This window comes from Synechococcales cyanobacterium CNB (assembly GCA_030263455.1).
Taxonomy (GTDB): domain Bacteria; phylum Planctomycetota; class Phycisphaerae; order Phycisphaerales; family UBA1924; genus CAADGN01.
Window position 1 is genome coordinate 1 of sequence record SZOZ01000004.1, and the last position, 14,111, is coordinate 14,111.

Below are 14,111 nucleotides of genomic sequence, written 5' to 3' on the forward strand. Positions count from 1 at the left end.
GCTGGAACGCACGCTCAAACTCCGACTCCTCGACTCCGCCATCACCGCCGTGGACGAACTCGAGAAGCTCGCCCTCGCAACCGAGGAGCACCCCACCGAACGCCGCCGCGCAGCAACCACCATCCTCCGTGCCGTCACCGGCTCCTTCAATCCGTCATCACGCTCGCGCCAAGACGGAGCACGCAGCGCGAGCGAGCGCAACGCCCCGGCCACGCCTCGCACCGGCTGCGCCTCTCCGATGCCCGCTGTCCCCGGCTCTCGCCGCGCCATGGCGGATCCGTCTCCCGCTCACCACGCGGCGGAACCTTGCGGGTCGCACACAACCTCTCCGAACGACCCGCTCCGGAACTCCGATCTCGAGTCTCCCGCACCCGCTCCTCTCCCGCTCCGCGCCGCCGCGCCTCCGCGTGAGCGCCGACTCCAGAAACTCGTCTCCCCCGACTCCCTCACTTCCCCGTCAGCAGCACGATCCCCAGCAGGATCGCAGCAACACCCCCAGCCTTCCGCGCCGTCATCGGCTCGTGCAGCACGACCACCGCCAACGCCGCCGCAACCGCCGGGGCAAGCGCGAACGCGATCGGCTTGACCCGCGAAATCTCGCCGAGGTGCAGCGCGGCGTAGAAGAAGATCATCGCCGCCGCCCCAGCCACCAGGCCAGACCCGAGCGCGAGCTTGAGCAGCGTCGGTGCGCCAGCCCGGTGCCAGTCCGCAGGCTCGGCCCGCAGCACCCGCACGGCCACGAACCACGCCGCCCACAGCACGGGCAGCGCAACCGTGCTGCGCACCGCGATCGCCGTGATCGGCCCCACGCGACCCGTGTGCAGCACGCTCTTTGTAAACAACTCCCCGACACCCCAGCACACACCCGCCAATGCCGCGAAAAGGATCGCCTTCATGGCGGTCAGTCTACAGCCACGGGGCGTTCCCCTTGGTCTTTGACCTTCCCATCCCCTGGCAATATCGGAACCGCTCCCGCGTTGGGCTTGGTACCATCCTCTCGAGGAGGCTCCCCATGCGAACCACCCTGGTCGTGATCGCCACCTTCGCGGTGTCGCTCGGGTTTTCCGCCGCGCTCACCCAGCCGGAACGTCAGGGCCAGCCCGGGGGGCAGCGGCAGTTCGGCCAGCAGCCGGAAGGCCGCGTTGGGGGTGAGTTCCTCGCCCACCTCCGAGGCGCGGTCAACCCGACCGAGGAGCAATGGCAGAAACTCGTCGCCAGGCACGACGCCTACCGGGTGGCCCAGCGCGAAGCCATGCGCGAACTCATGCCCCCGCGCGAGCCGGGCGAACGCCTCGCGCCCGAAGGCGCGGATCGTGAAGCGCTCTTCCAGCGGATGCAGGCGGCCATGAAGCCGATCAACGAGTCGTTCCTCAACGACTGCCGCGCACTGCTCGACCCCGAGCAGCGCGAGCTCTTCGACGCCTACGTCACCGAGGCCGACCTGGGCATGAGAATGGGAGGCCTGGGCGCGCCGGCCCGCGGCGCGGGCGCTCAGGGACAGCGGCCCGTCCGAGTCGGCTCGCCCGCGCCGGATTTCGAACTGCGCAACCTCGCCGGCGAAATCGTCCCGCTCGCCTCACTCCGCGGCAAGCCCACCGTCGTCGAGTTCGGCAGCTACACCTGCCCGCGCTTCCGCGAGAAGGTCGCCGACTTCGCCAAGGTTCGCGAGCAGTTCGGCGACCGCGTCAACTGGGTCTTCGTCTACACCCGCGAAGCCCACCCGAGCGACGCCAGGCCCCTGACCGCGAACACCCGCGCCGGCATCTCGCTCGCGCAGCACGCGACCGCCGAGGACCGCGCCAAGGCCGCCGCCCTCGCCAAGGACAAGCTCGCCCTCGGATCCGTCGTGCTCGTCGACGACCTCGAAAACAAGGCGGCGACCGCGTGGGCTGGCTTCCCCAACCGCGCGTTCGTGCTCGACGCCCAGGGCATCGTCGCCTCACGCCAGGTCTGGAGCGACCCGAAGGAAACCGAGCAGACCCTGAAAGTCCTGCTCGGCCTCGTGCCGCCAGAAGCACAGCCCGCGCCGCGCAGCGTACCCCCAGGATCGAACCGCTTCTGACCCCGGCGGGTATCCTCCCGCCATGCGCACTCCCTTCGTCGGCGGCAACTGGAAAATGAACACCGACCGCGCGTCGGGCGTCGCGCTCGCCCGCGCGGTCGCGCAAGGAGCGGATGCGTGCAAAGGGGTTGAGGTCGCGGTCTTTCCGCCGTTCCCCTACCTCGGCACGATCGCCGACGCGCTGCAAGGCTCCCGGGTCGCTCTCGGCGCACAGAACCTCTACCACGAGAAGAACGGCGCGTTCACCGGCGAGGTGTCGGCCGCCATGCTCATCGACTGCGGCGTCTCCGCCGTGCTCACCGGGCACTCGGAACGCCGCCTCGTCATCGGCGAGAGCGACGACCTCGTCAACCGCAAGACTCGCGCTGCGCTCGACGCGGGACTGACCTGCGTGCTCTGCATCGGCGAAACGCTCGACCAGCGCGAACGCGGCGAGACGGACGCCGTGAACGAGCGGCAACTGCGCGCCGGCCTCGCGGGGGTCCGCGCGGAACAGGCCGCGCGGCTGGTCATCGCATACGAACCGGTCTGGGCGATCGGCACGGGACGTAACGCCTCGCCCGCCGACGCCCAGGACGCCCATGCCAGGGTGCGGGCCGTGGTGGCGTCCGTGTTCTCCCGCGAGGCGGCGGCGGCGATGCGGATCATCTACGGCGGGTCGCTCAAGCCGGACAACGCCGAGGCCCTGCTCGCCAGGCCGGACGTGGACGGGGGGCTGGTCGGCGGAGCGTCGCTCTCGGCATCGGACTTCTGCGCCATCGTGCGGGCGGCCGAGACGAGGGTGGCGAGGCCGATCGCCTAGACTCCCGCCCGGCTCCGCTGGTCGGACGCCGGCATCGCGCGGCCGAAAACCCGAATCATCGATCGACCGCCCGGAGCCAACGCCAGATGCACTCGACGCTGACCGTTCCCGCCCTGCTCGCCGCTTCGCCGATCCTGAGCGGCCTGCTCGGGGTGGCGTTCCTCGGCTGCTCACTCCTGCTGATCCTGACGGTGCTGATCCAGCGCCCGCAGGGCGGCGGCCTGAGCGGCGCGTTCGGGTCGGGGTCCGGCTCAGGCGAGACGGCGTTCGGCGCGCGGACGGGCGATGCGCTCACGATCGCGACGATCGGATTCTTCGTGCTGTGGCTGGTCATGGCGGTCACACTGGTATTCGTCAGCCGGCCTTCGGGGCCGATCCCCGTAACTGCGCCAGCGGCCCAGACGACCGCGCCGGTCGAAGACCTGCCGACGGGGCAGACCCCGCCGCCGACCGCCCAGCCTGTGCCCGAAGTCCCCGCGGCCAGTCCGGTCGATGGGGACCAGCCGGTCCGTTCGCCGGAGGGCGGGGATGAGAGCGGGAACAAGCCGGAGTGATGCGAGGCGCGGCAGAGAGGCTTTGATTAGACTCCGGAGGCGCGTCCGTCCGACGGCGGGCGTGTGAGTCGGGCCGTGGGGTTGGGAGTCGCGCGTGATCCGGAGCATGACGGGGTTCGGAGAATCGTCGTCGCAGGTGGACGGCGTGCATTTCTTCGTCGAGTTGCGATCGCTGAACAACAAGTACTTCAAGGCCGTCATCCGGCTGCCCGAGACGCTGCAGGTGCTGGAGGCGGAGTTGGAGTCGCTGCTGCGGCGTCGGATCAGCCGCGGGACGGTGACGTTGACGGCGAGTTGCACGGATTCGTCGGAGACGGCAGCGCTGGACGTGAACCACCGCGCGCTGGACCGCTACGTGGAGCAGTTGCGGCGTGTGAAGGCGGTGGCGGCGGGTGAGTTGCAGATCGACGTTGGGTCGCTGCTCGCACTGCCGGGCGTCCTGCAGCCGCCGGCGGACGAGGAGGACCGGCTGCTGCGGGCACGGGCGGAGTTCTCGCGGCTGACGGACCTGGCTTGCGATCATGCGATCTCGATGCGCCGGCGCGAGGGGGCGATGCTGGAAGAGGAGTTGCGCCGTCACGCCGGGGAGATCGGAGCGCGGCTGGAGCAGATCGCGGCCCGCGCGCCGCAGGTGATCCAGGACTATGAGGCGAGGCTGCGTCAGCGGATCGACTCGATGCTGGAGTCGGCGGGGGTGAAGGTCGAGCCGGTGGAGTTGATCCGGGAGTTGGCGACGTACGCGGAGCGGACGGACATCGCTGAGGAGGTCGCACGGCTGAGCGCGCACATCGACCAGTTCGGCGACCTGCTCGGCGCGCCGGACGACCAGCCCGTGGGCAGGACGCTGGACTTCCTGGCGCAGGAGATGCTGCGCGAGGCGAACACGATCGCGAGCAAGTCGTCGGACGCGCTGATCTCGCGGCTGATCGTGGAGATCAAGGGCCTGATCGACCGGATCAAGGAGCAGGTCCAGAACGTCGAGTGAACGTAGGGCGCGGAGCCGCCACGGAGTGGCGGGGAACCCTGGGGCGAATGCACGCCGTGGAACCCGCACGCAACGGCGAGAACAACGGTCGCGACCGCTTCTCGATGGGCGAGTTGGCGGTGGTGTGTTCGCACTACGACCTGGGCGTGATCGAATCGGTGCATGAGTTCCCGCGCGGGTCGCGGCGTGCCCCGAAGGTTCTGCTGCGCACGTCGCGCGGCCCGCTGCTGCTCAAGCGGCGCGCGCCGGGGCGAGACGACCCGCACCGCGTTGCGTTCTCGCACGAGTTGCAGTTGCACTTGCACGCGGCGGGGTTCCCCGCGCCGGAGATCATCGGGACGCGGGCGGCGAACAACACGCTCGTGCAGGCGGGGGGGCACGTCTACGAGTTGTTCCGCTACGTGCCCGGCGAGGAGTACGACCGGTCTGCGGAGGCGACGGCGGACGCGGGCGCGCTGCTGGCTCGGCTGCACCGGCTGCTCGACGGGTTCATGCCGACGTTCCCCCCCCTCGTGGGATCGTTCCATGCACGCCCCGCAGTCGTCGATGCGCTGCGGCACGGGGGACGGCTGCCGACGGACCCGCGTTCGCGGTCCGCGCTTCGTCAGTTGCGACACCATTACGAGGCGGCTTCGCATGCCGTGGACCGGGCGGGGTACGGCGCATGGCCGGTGCAGGTCGTGCACGGGGACTGGCACCCGGGCAACATGGTGTTCCGGTCGCGGCGCGTGGCGGCGGTGGTGGACTTCGACTCGGCGTGCGTCGCGCCGACGCTCGCGGACGCGGCGGCGGGCGGCTTGCAGTTCTCGATCACGCGCGGGCCGGGCAAGCCCGCGTCATGGCCGGCGGAGCTGGACCTTGGCAGGTTGGGGGCGTTCTTCGCCGGATGGCGTGCCGAGGCGGGTCGTGCGCCGGAGGCGCCCCACGCGATCCCCGACCTGATGGTGGAGGCTCTGATCTCCGAGACGATCGCGCCGATCGCGGTGACGGGAACATTCGGAGGGCTGGACGCCGGGGAGTTCCTGTCCATGGCGCTTCGGAAAGCGGACTGGCTCCGGGCGAACGCCGTGGAGGTGGCCCGGGCGGCGTCCGGGGAACGACAGGCCTGTTGACCCGTGCCGGCGGGCTGCGCAGACTTAGGGATCGGGCGACGCCCGAGGAGGCCGCATGACCGCAGCGACCGTCCGTCGATCGGGTTTGGCGGCCTGGCTGGCTGTGTCGGTAGCGGCGGCAGCGTCCGGGCAGTCGCCGACGCCCCCTCGGGACTTGCGGACGGTGATCCGCGACCTCGACGCGGTGTCGTTGGAGGCTCGCGAGGCCGCGACGATGCGGCTGATGAGCCTCGAAGGGCTCCGTCTGGCGGACATCGAACCGCTGTTGAACGATCCGACCCTGACGCCGGAGCAGGTGGCACGGTTGGACCGGGTAGCGTTCATGTGTTTTCAGCGGACGCAGCGGGGCGCTCTGGGGGTGCAGTTCGGGAACCAGAACGGCGACGGCACGGAGATCGCGGCGACGGTCGGGGGGTTCGATGCCTCGGTCTCGCTTCGGCCGCGGGACGTGGTGCGGTCGGCGGGCGGCGTGAGGCTGTCCGACACGCTGACGTTTCGCGCGGTGATCCTCTCGTACGAGCCTGGCGACGCGGTGCCGCTGGAGATTGTCCGCGACGGGAAGCCGATGCGAGTCGAGGTTCGGCTGGGTCGATTCGCGGACCTTCAGCAGCCGATGGTCCCGGATTACGCCGTGATGGCTCGAGCGTGGGAGTTGCGGCGTGAGCGGGCGATGAAGCCTTCGATGGTGATCGATGCGGGGCTGGAGCCGGGCGAGTGGGAGCCGTTGGTTCCGGAGTTGGATGCGCGGTCGTCCCGACGCGGCCCGGTCCGTGTGTCGCAGCATCCCGGGATGGGGACCGCGTTGATCGCCGGCGGCTTGCCCCGGCAGGCGTTGCAGGATGAGGGCTGGCGGGTGGTGGTTCGCCCTGAGGCGCTGGAGCGCGGCGAACGCGATGCGATGGCACGGATCGAGGCGCTGCAGCTGCAGCGGCAGTGGTTCGTGGACCGGATTTTGGCGTTCGAGGCCGCGTTGCGGCAGCGCGACCTGCCGGCGGACCAGCGCGAGGCGCTGTTGCGTCAGCGCGCGGAGACGGCGGAGCAGCTGCGTGATCTCGAGGAGACGATCCGGGCGATCCGGTTCGGGCAGGTCGTCGAGCCGTAGAGGTTATCGCGCGAGTTGAGCGGCGATCTTCGCGGCGAGGGCTGCGCCGTCGGTGTGATTGAGGGGGTGCGGTCGCCAGACGATGCCGAGTCCGCCCGCGCTCTGGCCGGGGAAGCGTGGGATGACGTGGAAGTGGACGTGCATGACGGCCTGATGGGCGTCGGCGCCGTTGTTCTGGAGGACGTTGAATGCCTGTGCGCCGGTGGCTTGAAGAACGGCGCGGCAGATGCGCGGCAGGACGCGGCCGATCGCGGCGGCGGACTCGTCGGAGAGTGCGTCGAGTGTCGCGGCGGGTTCCTTGGGGATGACAAGGACGTGGCCGGGGCTGAGCGGGTTGACGTCGAGGAAGGCGAGGACGTGGTCGTCCTCGTAGACGCGATGGCAGGGGATTTCGCCGCGGATGATCCTGGCGAAGACGGTCTCGGGCATGGGCGAAGTGTACCGGGCCGGAGCTTCGGTAGAATCGGGTGATGAGCCTGGACGCCCCGCCGGAAACCGAGGCCGCGACGAGACGAAGGATTGTCGCCCTGCCGCAGCTTGTGGTGGACCAGATCGCGGCGGGCGAGGTGGTTGAGCGTCCGGCATCGGTGGTGAAGGAACTGGTGGAGAACGCGCTGGATGCCGGGGCGCGGCGGATCATCGTCGAACTCGAGCAGGGCGGGATCGAACTCGTGCGCGTGAGCGACGACGGGTGCGGCATCCCGTCGGCGGAGCTGCCGCTGGCGGTCGCGCCGCACGCGACGAGCAAGTTGCGGGGTGCGGCGGACCTCGAGCGCGTGGCGACGCTGGGGTTCCGGGGCGAGGCGCTGGCGTCGATCGCGTCCGTCTCGCGGCTGAGCCTGCGCTCGCGCACGCTGGAGGAACAGGGTGCATCGGTGATCGAGGTCGAGGGTGGGCGTGCGTCGGAGGTGAAGCCAGCGGCCGGCGCGCCTGGAACGGCTGTCGCGGTGCGCAATCTGTTCTACAACACGCCTGCGCGACGGAAGTTCCTGCGGACGCTAGGAACTGAGCAGGCGCGGTGCGTGGACCTGGTTCGGACGCTCGCGCTGGCGCACCCGGCGGTCGGATTCGAGTTGCGTGCTGACGGGCGGACCTTGTTGGACCTGCCGCCGGAGCAGAGCGTGCGCGACCGCGCGCTGGACGTGCTGGGGCGTGAGCTGGAGCGCGAGTTGGTGGAGTTGGGGGGGGTGGGGCCTGAGCCGCCGCCGGGCGTGGCGATCTGGGGGCTGGCGGGTCGGCCGGGCGTGGCGCGGGCATCGCGTACGGCGCAGCACCTGTACGTGAACGGTCGCGCGGTTGCGGATCGGACGCTGCAGCACGCGGTGCGCGAGGCGTACCGCGGATTGATCGACCCGACACGCCACCCGCTGGTGGTAGTAATGCTGGAACTGCCGCCGGAAGCGGTAGACGTGAACGTGCACCCGGCGAAGGCGGAGGTCCGGTTCCGGGACCAGGGGCTGGTGCATTCGGTGGTGCTGGGGGCGGTGCGGGAGGCGTTGCGTGCGGCGGACCTGACGCCGAGCGTGCCGTCGGCGCATTTCACGGGGACGACGCCGGAGGCGCGGGTGTCGTCGTTCGTGGAGTACTTCGGCCGGCAGGTTCCGGCACAAACGGGGGGACGGTTCTCGTACGAGGCGGTGCGATCGGCTGTGGAGGCGGCGGGTGCACCGAGTCCGGCGGGTGATGGCGTCCCGGGGGCGGGCGCACCGCCGATCGCCGTGCCGAGGCCGGTGGACCGTGCGCTGCAGGTGCACAACTCGTACATTGTGACTCAGGACGAGCAGGGCGTGGTGATCATCGACCAGCACGCCCTGCACGAGCGGGTGATGTTCGAGTTGCTGCTGGAGCGCGTGGCGAGCGGTCCGCTGGAGAGCCAGCGACTGCTGACGCCGATCGTCGTGGAGGCGCCCGCGGAGCGTGTGTCGCGGCTGGCGGACCTGGGGCCGCTGCTGGAGCGGATCGGCGTGGACGCGGCGCCGATGGGGCCTCGTTCGGTGGGGATTCATGCGTTCCCGACGTTCCTGTTTGAGCGCGGCGTGGAGGCCGGCCCGTTCATGGAGGACCTGCTGCACCGGGCGGAGGAGGAAGGCTTTGTGCCGGACGGCGAGGAGACGTTGCGCGAGGTGCTGGACATGATGGCGTGCAAGGCGGCGGTGAAGGCTGGAGATCGGCTGACCGAGCCGGAACTGGGCGCGCTGCTGGACCTGCGTGGAGAGGTGGAGCGGTCGTCGTCGTGCCCGCACGGGAGGCCGACGTCGATCCGGCTGACGATCAGGGATCTGGAGCGTCTGTTCGGTCGCTCGTAAGGAGCAGCACGATGCCGAGTTGCACGGCGAGCGTGACGATCCAGGCGGCGCCGGAGACGGTGTTTCGAGCATGCACGGACTTGGCGCGGGCGGCGGACCGCGTCGAGGCGATCACCCGGATCGAGGTGCTGACGGAGGGTCCGGTCGGGGTCGGGACGCGGTTCCGGGAGACGCGGGTGATGTTCGGGCGCGAGGCGAGCGAGGAGATGGAGATCGTCGAGTTCGACCCGCCGCGGTCGTTCGTGATGACGGCCGAATCGCACGGGATGCGGTACCGGACGGCGCATCGGTTCGTGCCCGAAGGGAGCGGGACGCGGGTGGAGATCGAGTTCAGCGGGCGGGCGGTGAGTCTCGGGGCGAAACTGCTGATGCCGCTGGGAGCGTTGATGATGGGCGCGTGCCGGAAGGCGTTGAACAAGGATCTGGCCGACGTGAAGCGGGCGGTTGAGAGCGGATCGTAAGGTTTGCCGTGCAACGGGGAGGGAAGTGTGGTAGTCTGATCGGCGGGTGGCGCCGACACCCCTTGGGAGCGGCGGCATGGCGAAGATCTGCGCCGTCTGTGGCGAGGACTGCTCCGACCGGCCTCGGGTGAAGGACAAGGCAGGGCGGTACTACTGCAAGCCCTGCGAGGCGAAGGCGGCGGCGAGGTCGGGGTTTGCGGCCGTGGCTGCCTCTGCGGGAACAACGGCCACGACGATGCTCGCGGCGGCCGGGGTGGACGACATCATCCCGATCGAGGACGCGCACGTCGCGGTGGAGAAGGCGTGCCCGGTGTGCATGCTGCGTATCTCCGCAGATGCGGTGGTGTGCGTCCACTGCGGGTACGACGAGCGAAAAGGGATCCAGAGTTCGACGCTCGTGGAGGGGAAGCGCGCGGGCGACGGGCGGGTGAGGCTGCCGTGCGCGAAGTGCGGGTACGACCTGACCGGGCTGCACGCGCCGCGGTGCCCGGAGTGCGGGACCATCGTGGGAACGACGCACCGCGAGCGGATCGACAGCACGGTGTCGCGGGACGTGGCGAGGCGGGAGTACACGAAGCCGATCGTGATGTTCGCGGTGGGGACGCTGGCGACGCTCGGCTACTTCATGCTGACGGGTCGGCCGCTCGCCATCGTGCCGTACCTGATCGGGACGGCGATGGCGTTGCCCGTGGGCATGATCGTGCTGTGGTTGTGCTGCCTGGGTTGGATCGGGTTCAACGCGCCGTTCCATCTGAATGCGCTGAGGCTGATGGGCATTTATGCCGTGGTGGCCTTCGCGCTTGTGGCAACGTCGTGGCTGCCCTACCGGTTCATCTGGCTCGGCGTGTCGGGGATGATCTACGCCTGGTTGCTTGCGGAGATGATGGACATGGATCGGTCGGACGGCGCGATCGTGGCGCTTTTGACATTCGTGGCGATGCTGGTGCTGGGGTTCGTCGTGCTGACATATTTCTCGTGAAACCCCCTGGGTGCATCGGTCGGGGTTCGGCGGCTGAGCCTCAACTCCGTTCTTCCGTGGCCCGATAGCCCCCATAACACGCCTCTCGCGGGCGTCCGCGCGCGGCATCGACAGGGGGTGCTCCATGTTCACGAAGGGCACAGACGTCTTCTTCACACTGCCCGAGGAGTCCGGGTCGCGGGTGCTGCATGCGGCGAAGGTGGTGGACGTGCGGAACGGGATGTTCGTGGCCCGGTTCGACGAGCCCGGGCTGACCGCGACGCCGGGGACGGAAGTGGCGGTGTTCTTCCAGGGTCGGAACGGGTTCATGCAACAGCCGGCGCGGATCACCGCCTCGCTGGATGAGGGAGCCTCGCGGGCGTTCGGGTTCCAGACGACGGGCGAGGCGGCGTCGTGCGAATCGCGCGAGTGCTACCGGGTGAGCACGGTGACGACGGGGTTCAGCGCGACGATCGAGAGCGAACCGGAGTGCCCGCTGACGGACGTGAGCGCGACGGGGTTCTCGGTGATCTCGGGCGGGAACCACGGGTACGGTGCGGTGGTGGCGGTGGAGGTGGAGTACGAGCGGACGAAGTACGCCGGTCGGGCGCGGGTGCAGAGCATCAAGCCTCTGACCCCGGGGCGGACGCGGTACGGGCTGCTCTGCCTGCCGTCGGACGGTCCGAGGTCGCTGCTGGTGGGGATGCAGCGGATCAGCGCGGCGGTGCAGCGTCAACAGTTGCGCAGGCGGTCGGGCACGGGCTGATCCTCGCTCGCTGCCCAGACGTACCCCGGCTCGACGACGATGATGCGCACGTGGTCCGCGCCGGCGGCGGCGAGCAAGCGGCGCATCGGCTCGTCGCGGTGTTCGTCGGAGAGTTCGAACGTCGAGTGATGGATGGGGAGCAGGCGAGCACCCGGGGCGGCCGTGAACATCTCCCAGACCTGCTCGGGCGTGGCGTGCTTGTGCTGCCAAGGGTCGTAGGCGCCGATGCCAAAAAGGGCGAGATCAATCGGACCGACGCCGCGGAAGGCGTCGGTGCGTGCGGTGTCGCCTGCGGCGATGGTTCGACGGTCGTCCGAGACGATGACGTAGGAGTTGAAGCCGCGGCCGAAGTCGAGCCAGGCGCGAGCGCCCCAGTGGGCGGGGCGGATGGCTCGGACGGCAAGGTTCTCGATTTCGCGTTCGTCGTCCCAGTCGAGTTCGATGACGTGGCGGAAGCCGCGCGGGATCAGGCCGCGGGTGCCGCGTGCGGTGATGACGGTGGTGCGCGACGAGGCGAGCGCGGCGAGGGTCGGACGGTCGAGGTGGTCGTAGTGGGCGTGGGTGATGAGGATCGCGTCGGCAGGTGGAAGCGTCGAGGGATCGACGGGGCACGAACGGCGGGCGGGGCCGAGCGTGAGCGGGCCGAGGCGAGGGCCGATACGACGTGAGAAGACGGGATCGATGAGGAGGGTGACGCCGCCCTGACGGAGGAGGACGCTGGCATGTCCGAGCCAAGCGGCGGCGAGTTCATGCTCATGCAGGCCGCGCAGGTCTGGTGGCGCACCAGCGCCGTCGGTGCGGGTGCGGGCGACATCGCGGATGGACTCGGCGAGATCGCGGGGGTAGCGGCGAAGGCCCGAAGCGGTCGCTGCGGCGGCGATTCTGAGCCTGCCTGGGCCTGCGTTTGGATCTCGCCGCTGCACGGCTGGATCATTGGGGGGTGAGGAAGCCGGGTCACGAGGTACGGGCCAGAAGCACGACGACCTGTGCCTCGACGGCCTTGCCCTCGCCGATCGGGCCGATGCGCTCGTGGGTCTTTCCCTTAATGTTGACGCGTTCGATCGGAATGCCCAAGAGGCCGGCCAGATTATCGCGGACGGCCTGCTTGGAGGGTGCGAGCCTCGGTCGTTCGAGGATGACGACGGCGTCGGTGTTGACGACGCGCCAGCCGGCTGCATGGACCCGACGGAGGGCCTCGGCGACAAAGACCGTGGAATCCGCGCCTGCCCAGCGGGGGTCGGAGTCGGAGAAGACCTCGCCGATGTCCGGGCCTCCGATCGCTCCGAGGAGGGCGTCGGTGAGGGCGTGGAGGAGGACGTCGCCATCGGAGTGGCCTGCGGGTCCGCGGTCATGTTCGAATCGAACGCCGCCGATGACGAGGGGACGACCACTCCCGACGGGGGAAAGAGGCTCCAAGCGGTGGAGGTCCCAGCCCAGGCCGACGCGGAAGGCGAGGTCGGACGGGCTGGTTCGGGCTTCAGGCATGGGGTTGAGTCTACCGATAAGTCCCGTGGGAACCCGGCAGAACCGGGCTGCGACTGCCCGCGTAGGCATGGCGGCGCGCCCACGATGAAGCCCCTAGACTGCCACTCACCCAGACGGAGACCGAGCCGATGTCCATGAACCGCCCGGAGACCCGCTCGAACGCTCTTCTTGCGGGGCTGCTTTCTCTCTCGGTGATCGGTGCCGGGGTCGGATGCGGACTGGCGTACCGGCCGTACTTCGATCCGGGCGGCTCGGGAGCGGCGATCGACGAGTACACCTACGTCAGCGAGCCGTACATGCCGCAGACGATCACGGTGGTGGACACACGGACCGGTGAACCGGTGTTTGCGATGGATGTGCCTGTCGGTCAGCAGTTGGTGATCAACTTCGACGACAAGCAGGTGCAGAGCGAGGAGTGGATGTCGGGGGTGATGCGGTGGCGTCTGATGCCCGCGGGGCACCGGTACGGGCGCCTGACGAACCGGATCGCGGTACCGCCGCCGTCGTCGCGGCGTGTGGACGTGACGCTGCGGGCGTACCCGGAGTTCCCCCCCGGCGGCAAGCCATCCCCGGCGGAAACGCAGACGGCAGCGCCCGCGAGCACGACCCATACTCCGGTGCCCCCCCCACCTCCTCCGGCGACGCAGGGGGATGCGCAGATGCACGACGTCGGCGGGCAGTGAGCCTGCTGCGGGCGGCAGGGCGGTGGGGTTGATCGGCCGCCGGTTTCTGGTACGCTGGTGCGATGCTCCGGGACGACGCCCGCGGCCGGTTCGGCCCACGGGGGTTCACGCTGATCGAGTTGCTGGTGGTCATCGCGATCATCGCGCTGCTGATCGGCATCCTGCTGCCCGCGCTGGGGAAGGCTCGTGAGGCATCGCGGCAGAGCGTGTGCCTCTCGAACCAGCGTCAGTTGGGCGTCGCGCTGCTGGTGTACGCGGACACGTTCGACGAGTACATCCCGCGCGAGGCGAGCCTGCCGAGCGATCCGTCGTGGCCGCGGGCGTTGAGGCCGCTGGTCGACCACACGGCGAGCTGGGAGGAGCCGCTGCGCGACCGGTACGTGAAGGCGCCGTATTTCCAGGACCCGGCGCGTCCGCGGGACGACCTGCACCAGATTCACTACGTGAACAACGGGCTGTGGTTCGTCGCGTACGACAAGCTCTCGAACAACAAGGCGAAGTTCAAGGAAACGATGCGGCTGACGCGGGTCTTCCGGCCGTCGGAGCGGGTGTACCTGACGGACTACAGCGAAGACAAGAACAACGTGAACTACAACTCGAGCATCCGGCCGGCGGGCGATGACGACTTCGTGATCGCGTTGTTCTACGACGTTCGGCAGGCGATCCACCTGAGCGGGAGCGAGAACCAGCGCCGGGTCGCGCCGCGCCGTCACGGTGTGGGCGCGAACGCATTGTTCTTCGACGGGCATGCGCAGATCGTGCCGTCGGACGAGATCATGAAAACGCTGATCTGGGACGACGGCGACTACGCGCGCTGACGGACCGTGCTTCGCGT

At 69.6% G+C, this 14,111-nt stretch carries 16 protein-coding genes; 12 read left to right on the plus strand and 4 right to left on the minus strand.

Annotation, left to right across the window (positions count from 1 at the left end):
- Positions 1 to 446: 446 nt before the first annotated feature.
- Positions 447 to 896 carry a hypothetical protein gene (locus FBT69_05180; protein MDL1904194.1) on the minus strand — a complete coding sequence of 150 codons (450 nt, stop codon included), beginning with the start codon at positions 894 to 896 and terminating at the stop codon, positions 447 to 449.
- Here FBT69_05180 and FBT69_05185 point away from each other — a divergent pair.
- The 6 genes from FBT69_05185 to FBT69_05210 all read left to right on the plus strand — a co-directional run bounded on the left by FBT69_05185 (position 872) and on the right by FBT69_05210 (position 6,617).
- Positions 872 to 2,062: a redoxin domain-containing protein gene (locus tag FBT69_05185; protein MDL1904195.1), complete on the plus strand. Its 1,191-nt coding sequence runs from the start codon at positions 872 to 874 to the stop codon at positions 2,060 to 2,062. The two genes, FBT69_05180 and FBT69_05185, sit on opposite strands and share 25 nt — an antisense overlap.
- A 22-nt stretch (positions 2,063 to 2,084) precedes the next feature.
- Positions 2,085 to 2,864, plus strand: a complete 780-nt coding sequence (locus FBT69_05190; GenBank protein MDL1904196.1) for a triose-phosphate isomerase — start codon at positions 2,085 to 2,087, stop codon at positions 2,862 to 2,864.
- An 86-nt stretch (positions 2,865 to 2,950) separates the two neighbouring features.
- On the plus strand, positions 2,951 to 3,418 hold the full coding sequence (gene secG, locus FBT69_05195; protein MDL1904197.1) for a preprotein translocase subunit SecG: 468 nt from the start codon (positions 2,951 to 2,953) through the stop codon (positions 3,416 to 3,418).
- A 94-nt stretch (positions 3,419 to 3,512) separates the two neighbouring features.
- Entirely contained in the window at positions 3,513 to 4,403 is an 891-nt protein-coding gene (locus FBT69_05200; protein ID MDL1904198.1) for a YicC family protein, read from the plus strand.
- A 47-nt stretch (positions 4,404 to 4,450) separates the two neighbouring features.
- Positions 4,451 to 5,515 (plus strand): hypothetical protein, encoded by a 1,065-nt coding sequence (locus tag FBT69_05205; GenBank protein ID MDL1904199.1) that lies wholly within the window; start codon positions 4,451 to 4,453, stop codon positions 5,513 to 5,515.
- Between the two features lie 55 nt (positions 5,516 to 5,570).
- Positions 5,571 to 6,617: a PDZ domain-containing protein gene (locus FBT69_05210; GenBank protein MDL1904200.1), complete on the plus strand. Its 1,047-nt coding sequence runs from the start codon at positions 5,571 to 5,573 to the stop codon at positions 6,615 to 6,617.
- 3 nt (positions 6,618 to 6,620) lie between these two features.
- Here the strand turns inward: FBT69_05210 and FBT69_05215 are convergent, their stop codons facing one another.
- Entirely contained in the window at positions 6,621 to 7,046 is a 426-nt protein-coding gene (locus FBT69_05215) for an HIT family protein (GenBank protein MDL1904201.1), read from the minus strand.
- Between the two features lie 41 nt (positions 7,047 to 7,087).
- On the opposite strand from FBT69_05215, the gene mutL reads away from it, so the two are divergent.
- The 4 genes from mutL to FBT69_05235 all read left to right on the plus strand — a co-directional run bounded on the left by mutL (position 7,088) and on the right by FBT69_05235 (position 11,108).
- Positions 7,088 to 8,923: a DNA mismatch repair endonuclease MutL gene (mutL, locus tag FBT69_05220; GenBank protein MDL1904202.1), complete on the plus strand. Its 1,836-nt coding sequence runs from the start codon at positions 7,088 to 7,090 to the stop codon at positions 8,921 to 8,923.
- Between the two features lie 11 nt (positions 8,924 to 8,934).
- The gene (locus FBT69_05225; GenBank protein ID MDL1904203.1) at positions 8,935 to 9,384 is read left to right on the plus strand and encodes an SRPBCC family protein; all 450 of its coding nucleotides are present in this window, start codon (positions 8,935 to 8,937) and stop codon (positions 9,382 to 9,384) included.
- A gap of 76 nt (positions 9,385 to 9,460) precedes the next feature.
- Positions 9,461 to 10,363 (plus strand): rhomboid family intramembrane serine protease, encoded by a 903-nt coding sequence (locus FBT69_05230; GenBank protein ID MDL1904204.1) that lies wholly within the window; start codon positions 9,461 to 9,463, stop codon positions 10,361 to 10,363.
- 124 nt (positions 10,364 to 10,487) lie between these two features.
- The gene (locus FBT69_05235; protein ID MDL1904205.1) at positions 10,488 to 11,108 is read left to right on the plus strand and encodes a hypothetical protein; all 621 of its coding nucleotides are present in this window, start codon (positions 10,488 to 10,490) and stop codon (positions 11,106 to 11,108) included.
- Here the strand turns inward: FBT69_05235 and FBT69_05240 are convergent.
- Together FBT69_05240 and ispF are read right to left on the minus strand one after the other, a co-directional pair.
- Complete coding sequence (locus tag FBT69_05240) at positions 11,075 to 12,031, minus strand: hypothetical protein (GenBank protein MDL1904206.1); 957 nt, start codon at positions 12,029 to 12,031, stop codon at positions 11,075 to 11,077. The genes FBT69_05235 and FBT69_05240 overlap by 34 nt on opposite strands.
- A 31-nt stretch (positions 12,032 to 12,062) precedes the next feature.
- On the minus strand, positions 12,063 to 12,593 hold the full coding sequence (ispF, locus tag FBT69_05245; GenBank protein ID MDL1904207.1) for a 2-C-methyl-D-erythritol 2,4-cyclodiphosphate synthase: 531 nt from the start codon (positions 12,591 to 12,593) through the stop codon (positions 12,063 to 12,065).
- 128 nt (positions 12,594 to 12,721) lie between these two features.
- Between ispF and FBT69_05250 the strand changes: the two genes are divergently transcribed.
- Complete coding sequence (locus tag FBT69_05250; GenBank protein MDL1904208.1) at positions 12,722 to 13,276, plus strand: hypothetical protein; 555 nt, start codon at positions 12,722 to 12,724, stop codon at positions 13,274 to 13,276.
- 62 nt (positions 13,277 to 13,338) lie between these two features.
- On the plus strand, positions 13,339 to 14,094 hold the full coding sequence (locus FBT69_05255; GenBank protein MDL1904209.1) for a DUF1559 domain-containing protein: 756 nt from the start codon (positions 13,339 to 13,341) through the stop codon (positions 14,092 to 14,094).
- The last annotated feature ends 17 nt before the right edge of the window (positions 14,095 to 14,111 follow it).

Excerpts from the sequence above, each read along its gene's own strand:
- FBT69_05185 (MDL1904195.1), top strand. The coding sequence starts at position 872 with ATGCCGCGAAAAGGATCGCCTTCATGGCGGTCAGTCTACAGCCACGGG.
- FBT69_05180 (MDL1904194.1), bottom strand. The coding sequence starts at position 896 with ATGAAGGCGATCCTTTTCGCGGCATTGGCGGGTGTGTGCTGGGGTGTC.
- FBT69_05190 (MDL1904196.1), top strand. The coding sequence starts at position 2,085 with ATGCGCACTCCCTTCGTCGGCGGCAACTGGAAAATGAACACCGACCGC.
- secG (MDL1904197.1), top strand. The coding sequence starts at position 2,951 with ATGCACTCGACGCTGACCGTTCCCGCCCTGCTCGCCGCTTCGCCGATC.
- FBT69_05205 (MDL1904199.1), top strand. The coding sequence starts at position 4,451 with ATGCACGCCGTGGAACCCGCACGCAACGGCGAGAACAACGGTCGCGAC.
- FBT69_05210 (MDL1904200.1), top strand. The coding sequence starts at position 5,571 with ATGACCGCAGCGACCGTCCGTCGATCGGGTTTGGCGGCCTGGCTGGCT.
- FBT69_05215 (MDL1904201.1), bottom strand. The coding sequence starts at position 7,046 with ATGCCCGAGACCGTCTTCGCCAGGATCATCCGCGGCGAAATCCCCTGC.
- mutL (MDL1904202.1), top strand. The coding sequence starts at position 7,088 with ATGAGCCTGGACGCCCCGCCGGAAACCGAGGCCGCGACGAGACGAAGG.
- FBT69_05225 (MDL1904203.1), top strand. The coding sequence starts at position 8,935 with ATGCCGAGTTGCACGGCGAGCGTGACGATCCAGGCGGCGCCGGAGACG.
- FBT69_05230 (MDL1904204.1), top strand. The coding sequence starts at position 9,461 with ATGGCGAAGATCTGCGCCGTCTGTGGCGAGGACTGCTCCGACCGGCCT.
- FBT69_05235 (MDL1904205.1), top strand. The coding sequence starts at position 10,488 with ATGTTCACGAAGGGCACAGACGTCTTCTTCACACTGCCCGAGGAGTCC.
- ispF (MDL1904207.1), bottom strand. The coding sequence starts at position 12,593 with ATGCCTGAAGCCCGAACCAGCCCGTCCGACCTCGCCTTCCGCGTCGGC.
- FBT69_05250 (MDL1904208.1), top strand. The coding sequence starts at position 12,722 with ATGTCCATGAACCGCCCGGAGACCCGCTCGAACGCTCTTCTTGCGGGG.
- FBT69_05255 (MDL1904209.1), top strand. The coding sequence starts at position 13,339 with ATGCTCCGGGACGACGCCCGCGGCCGGTTCGGCCCACGGGGGTTCACG.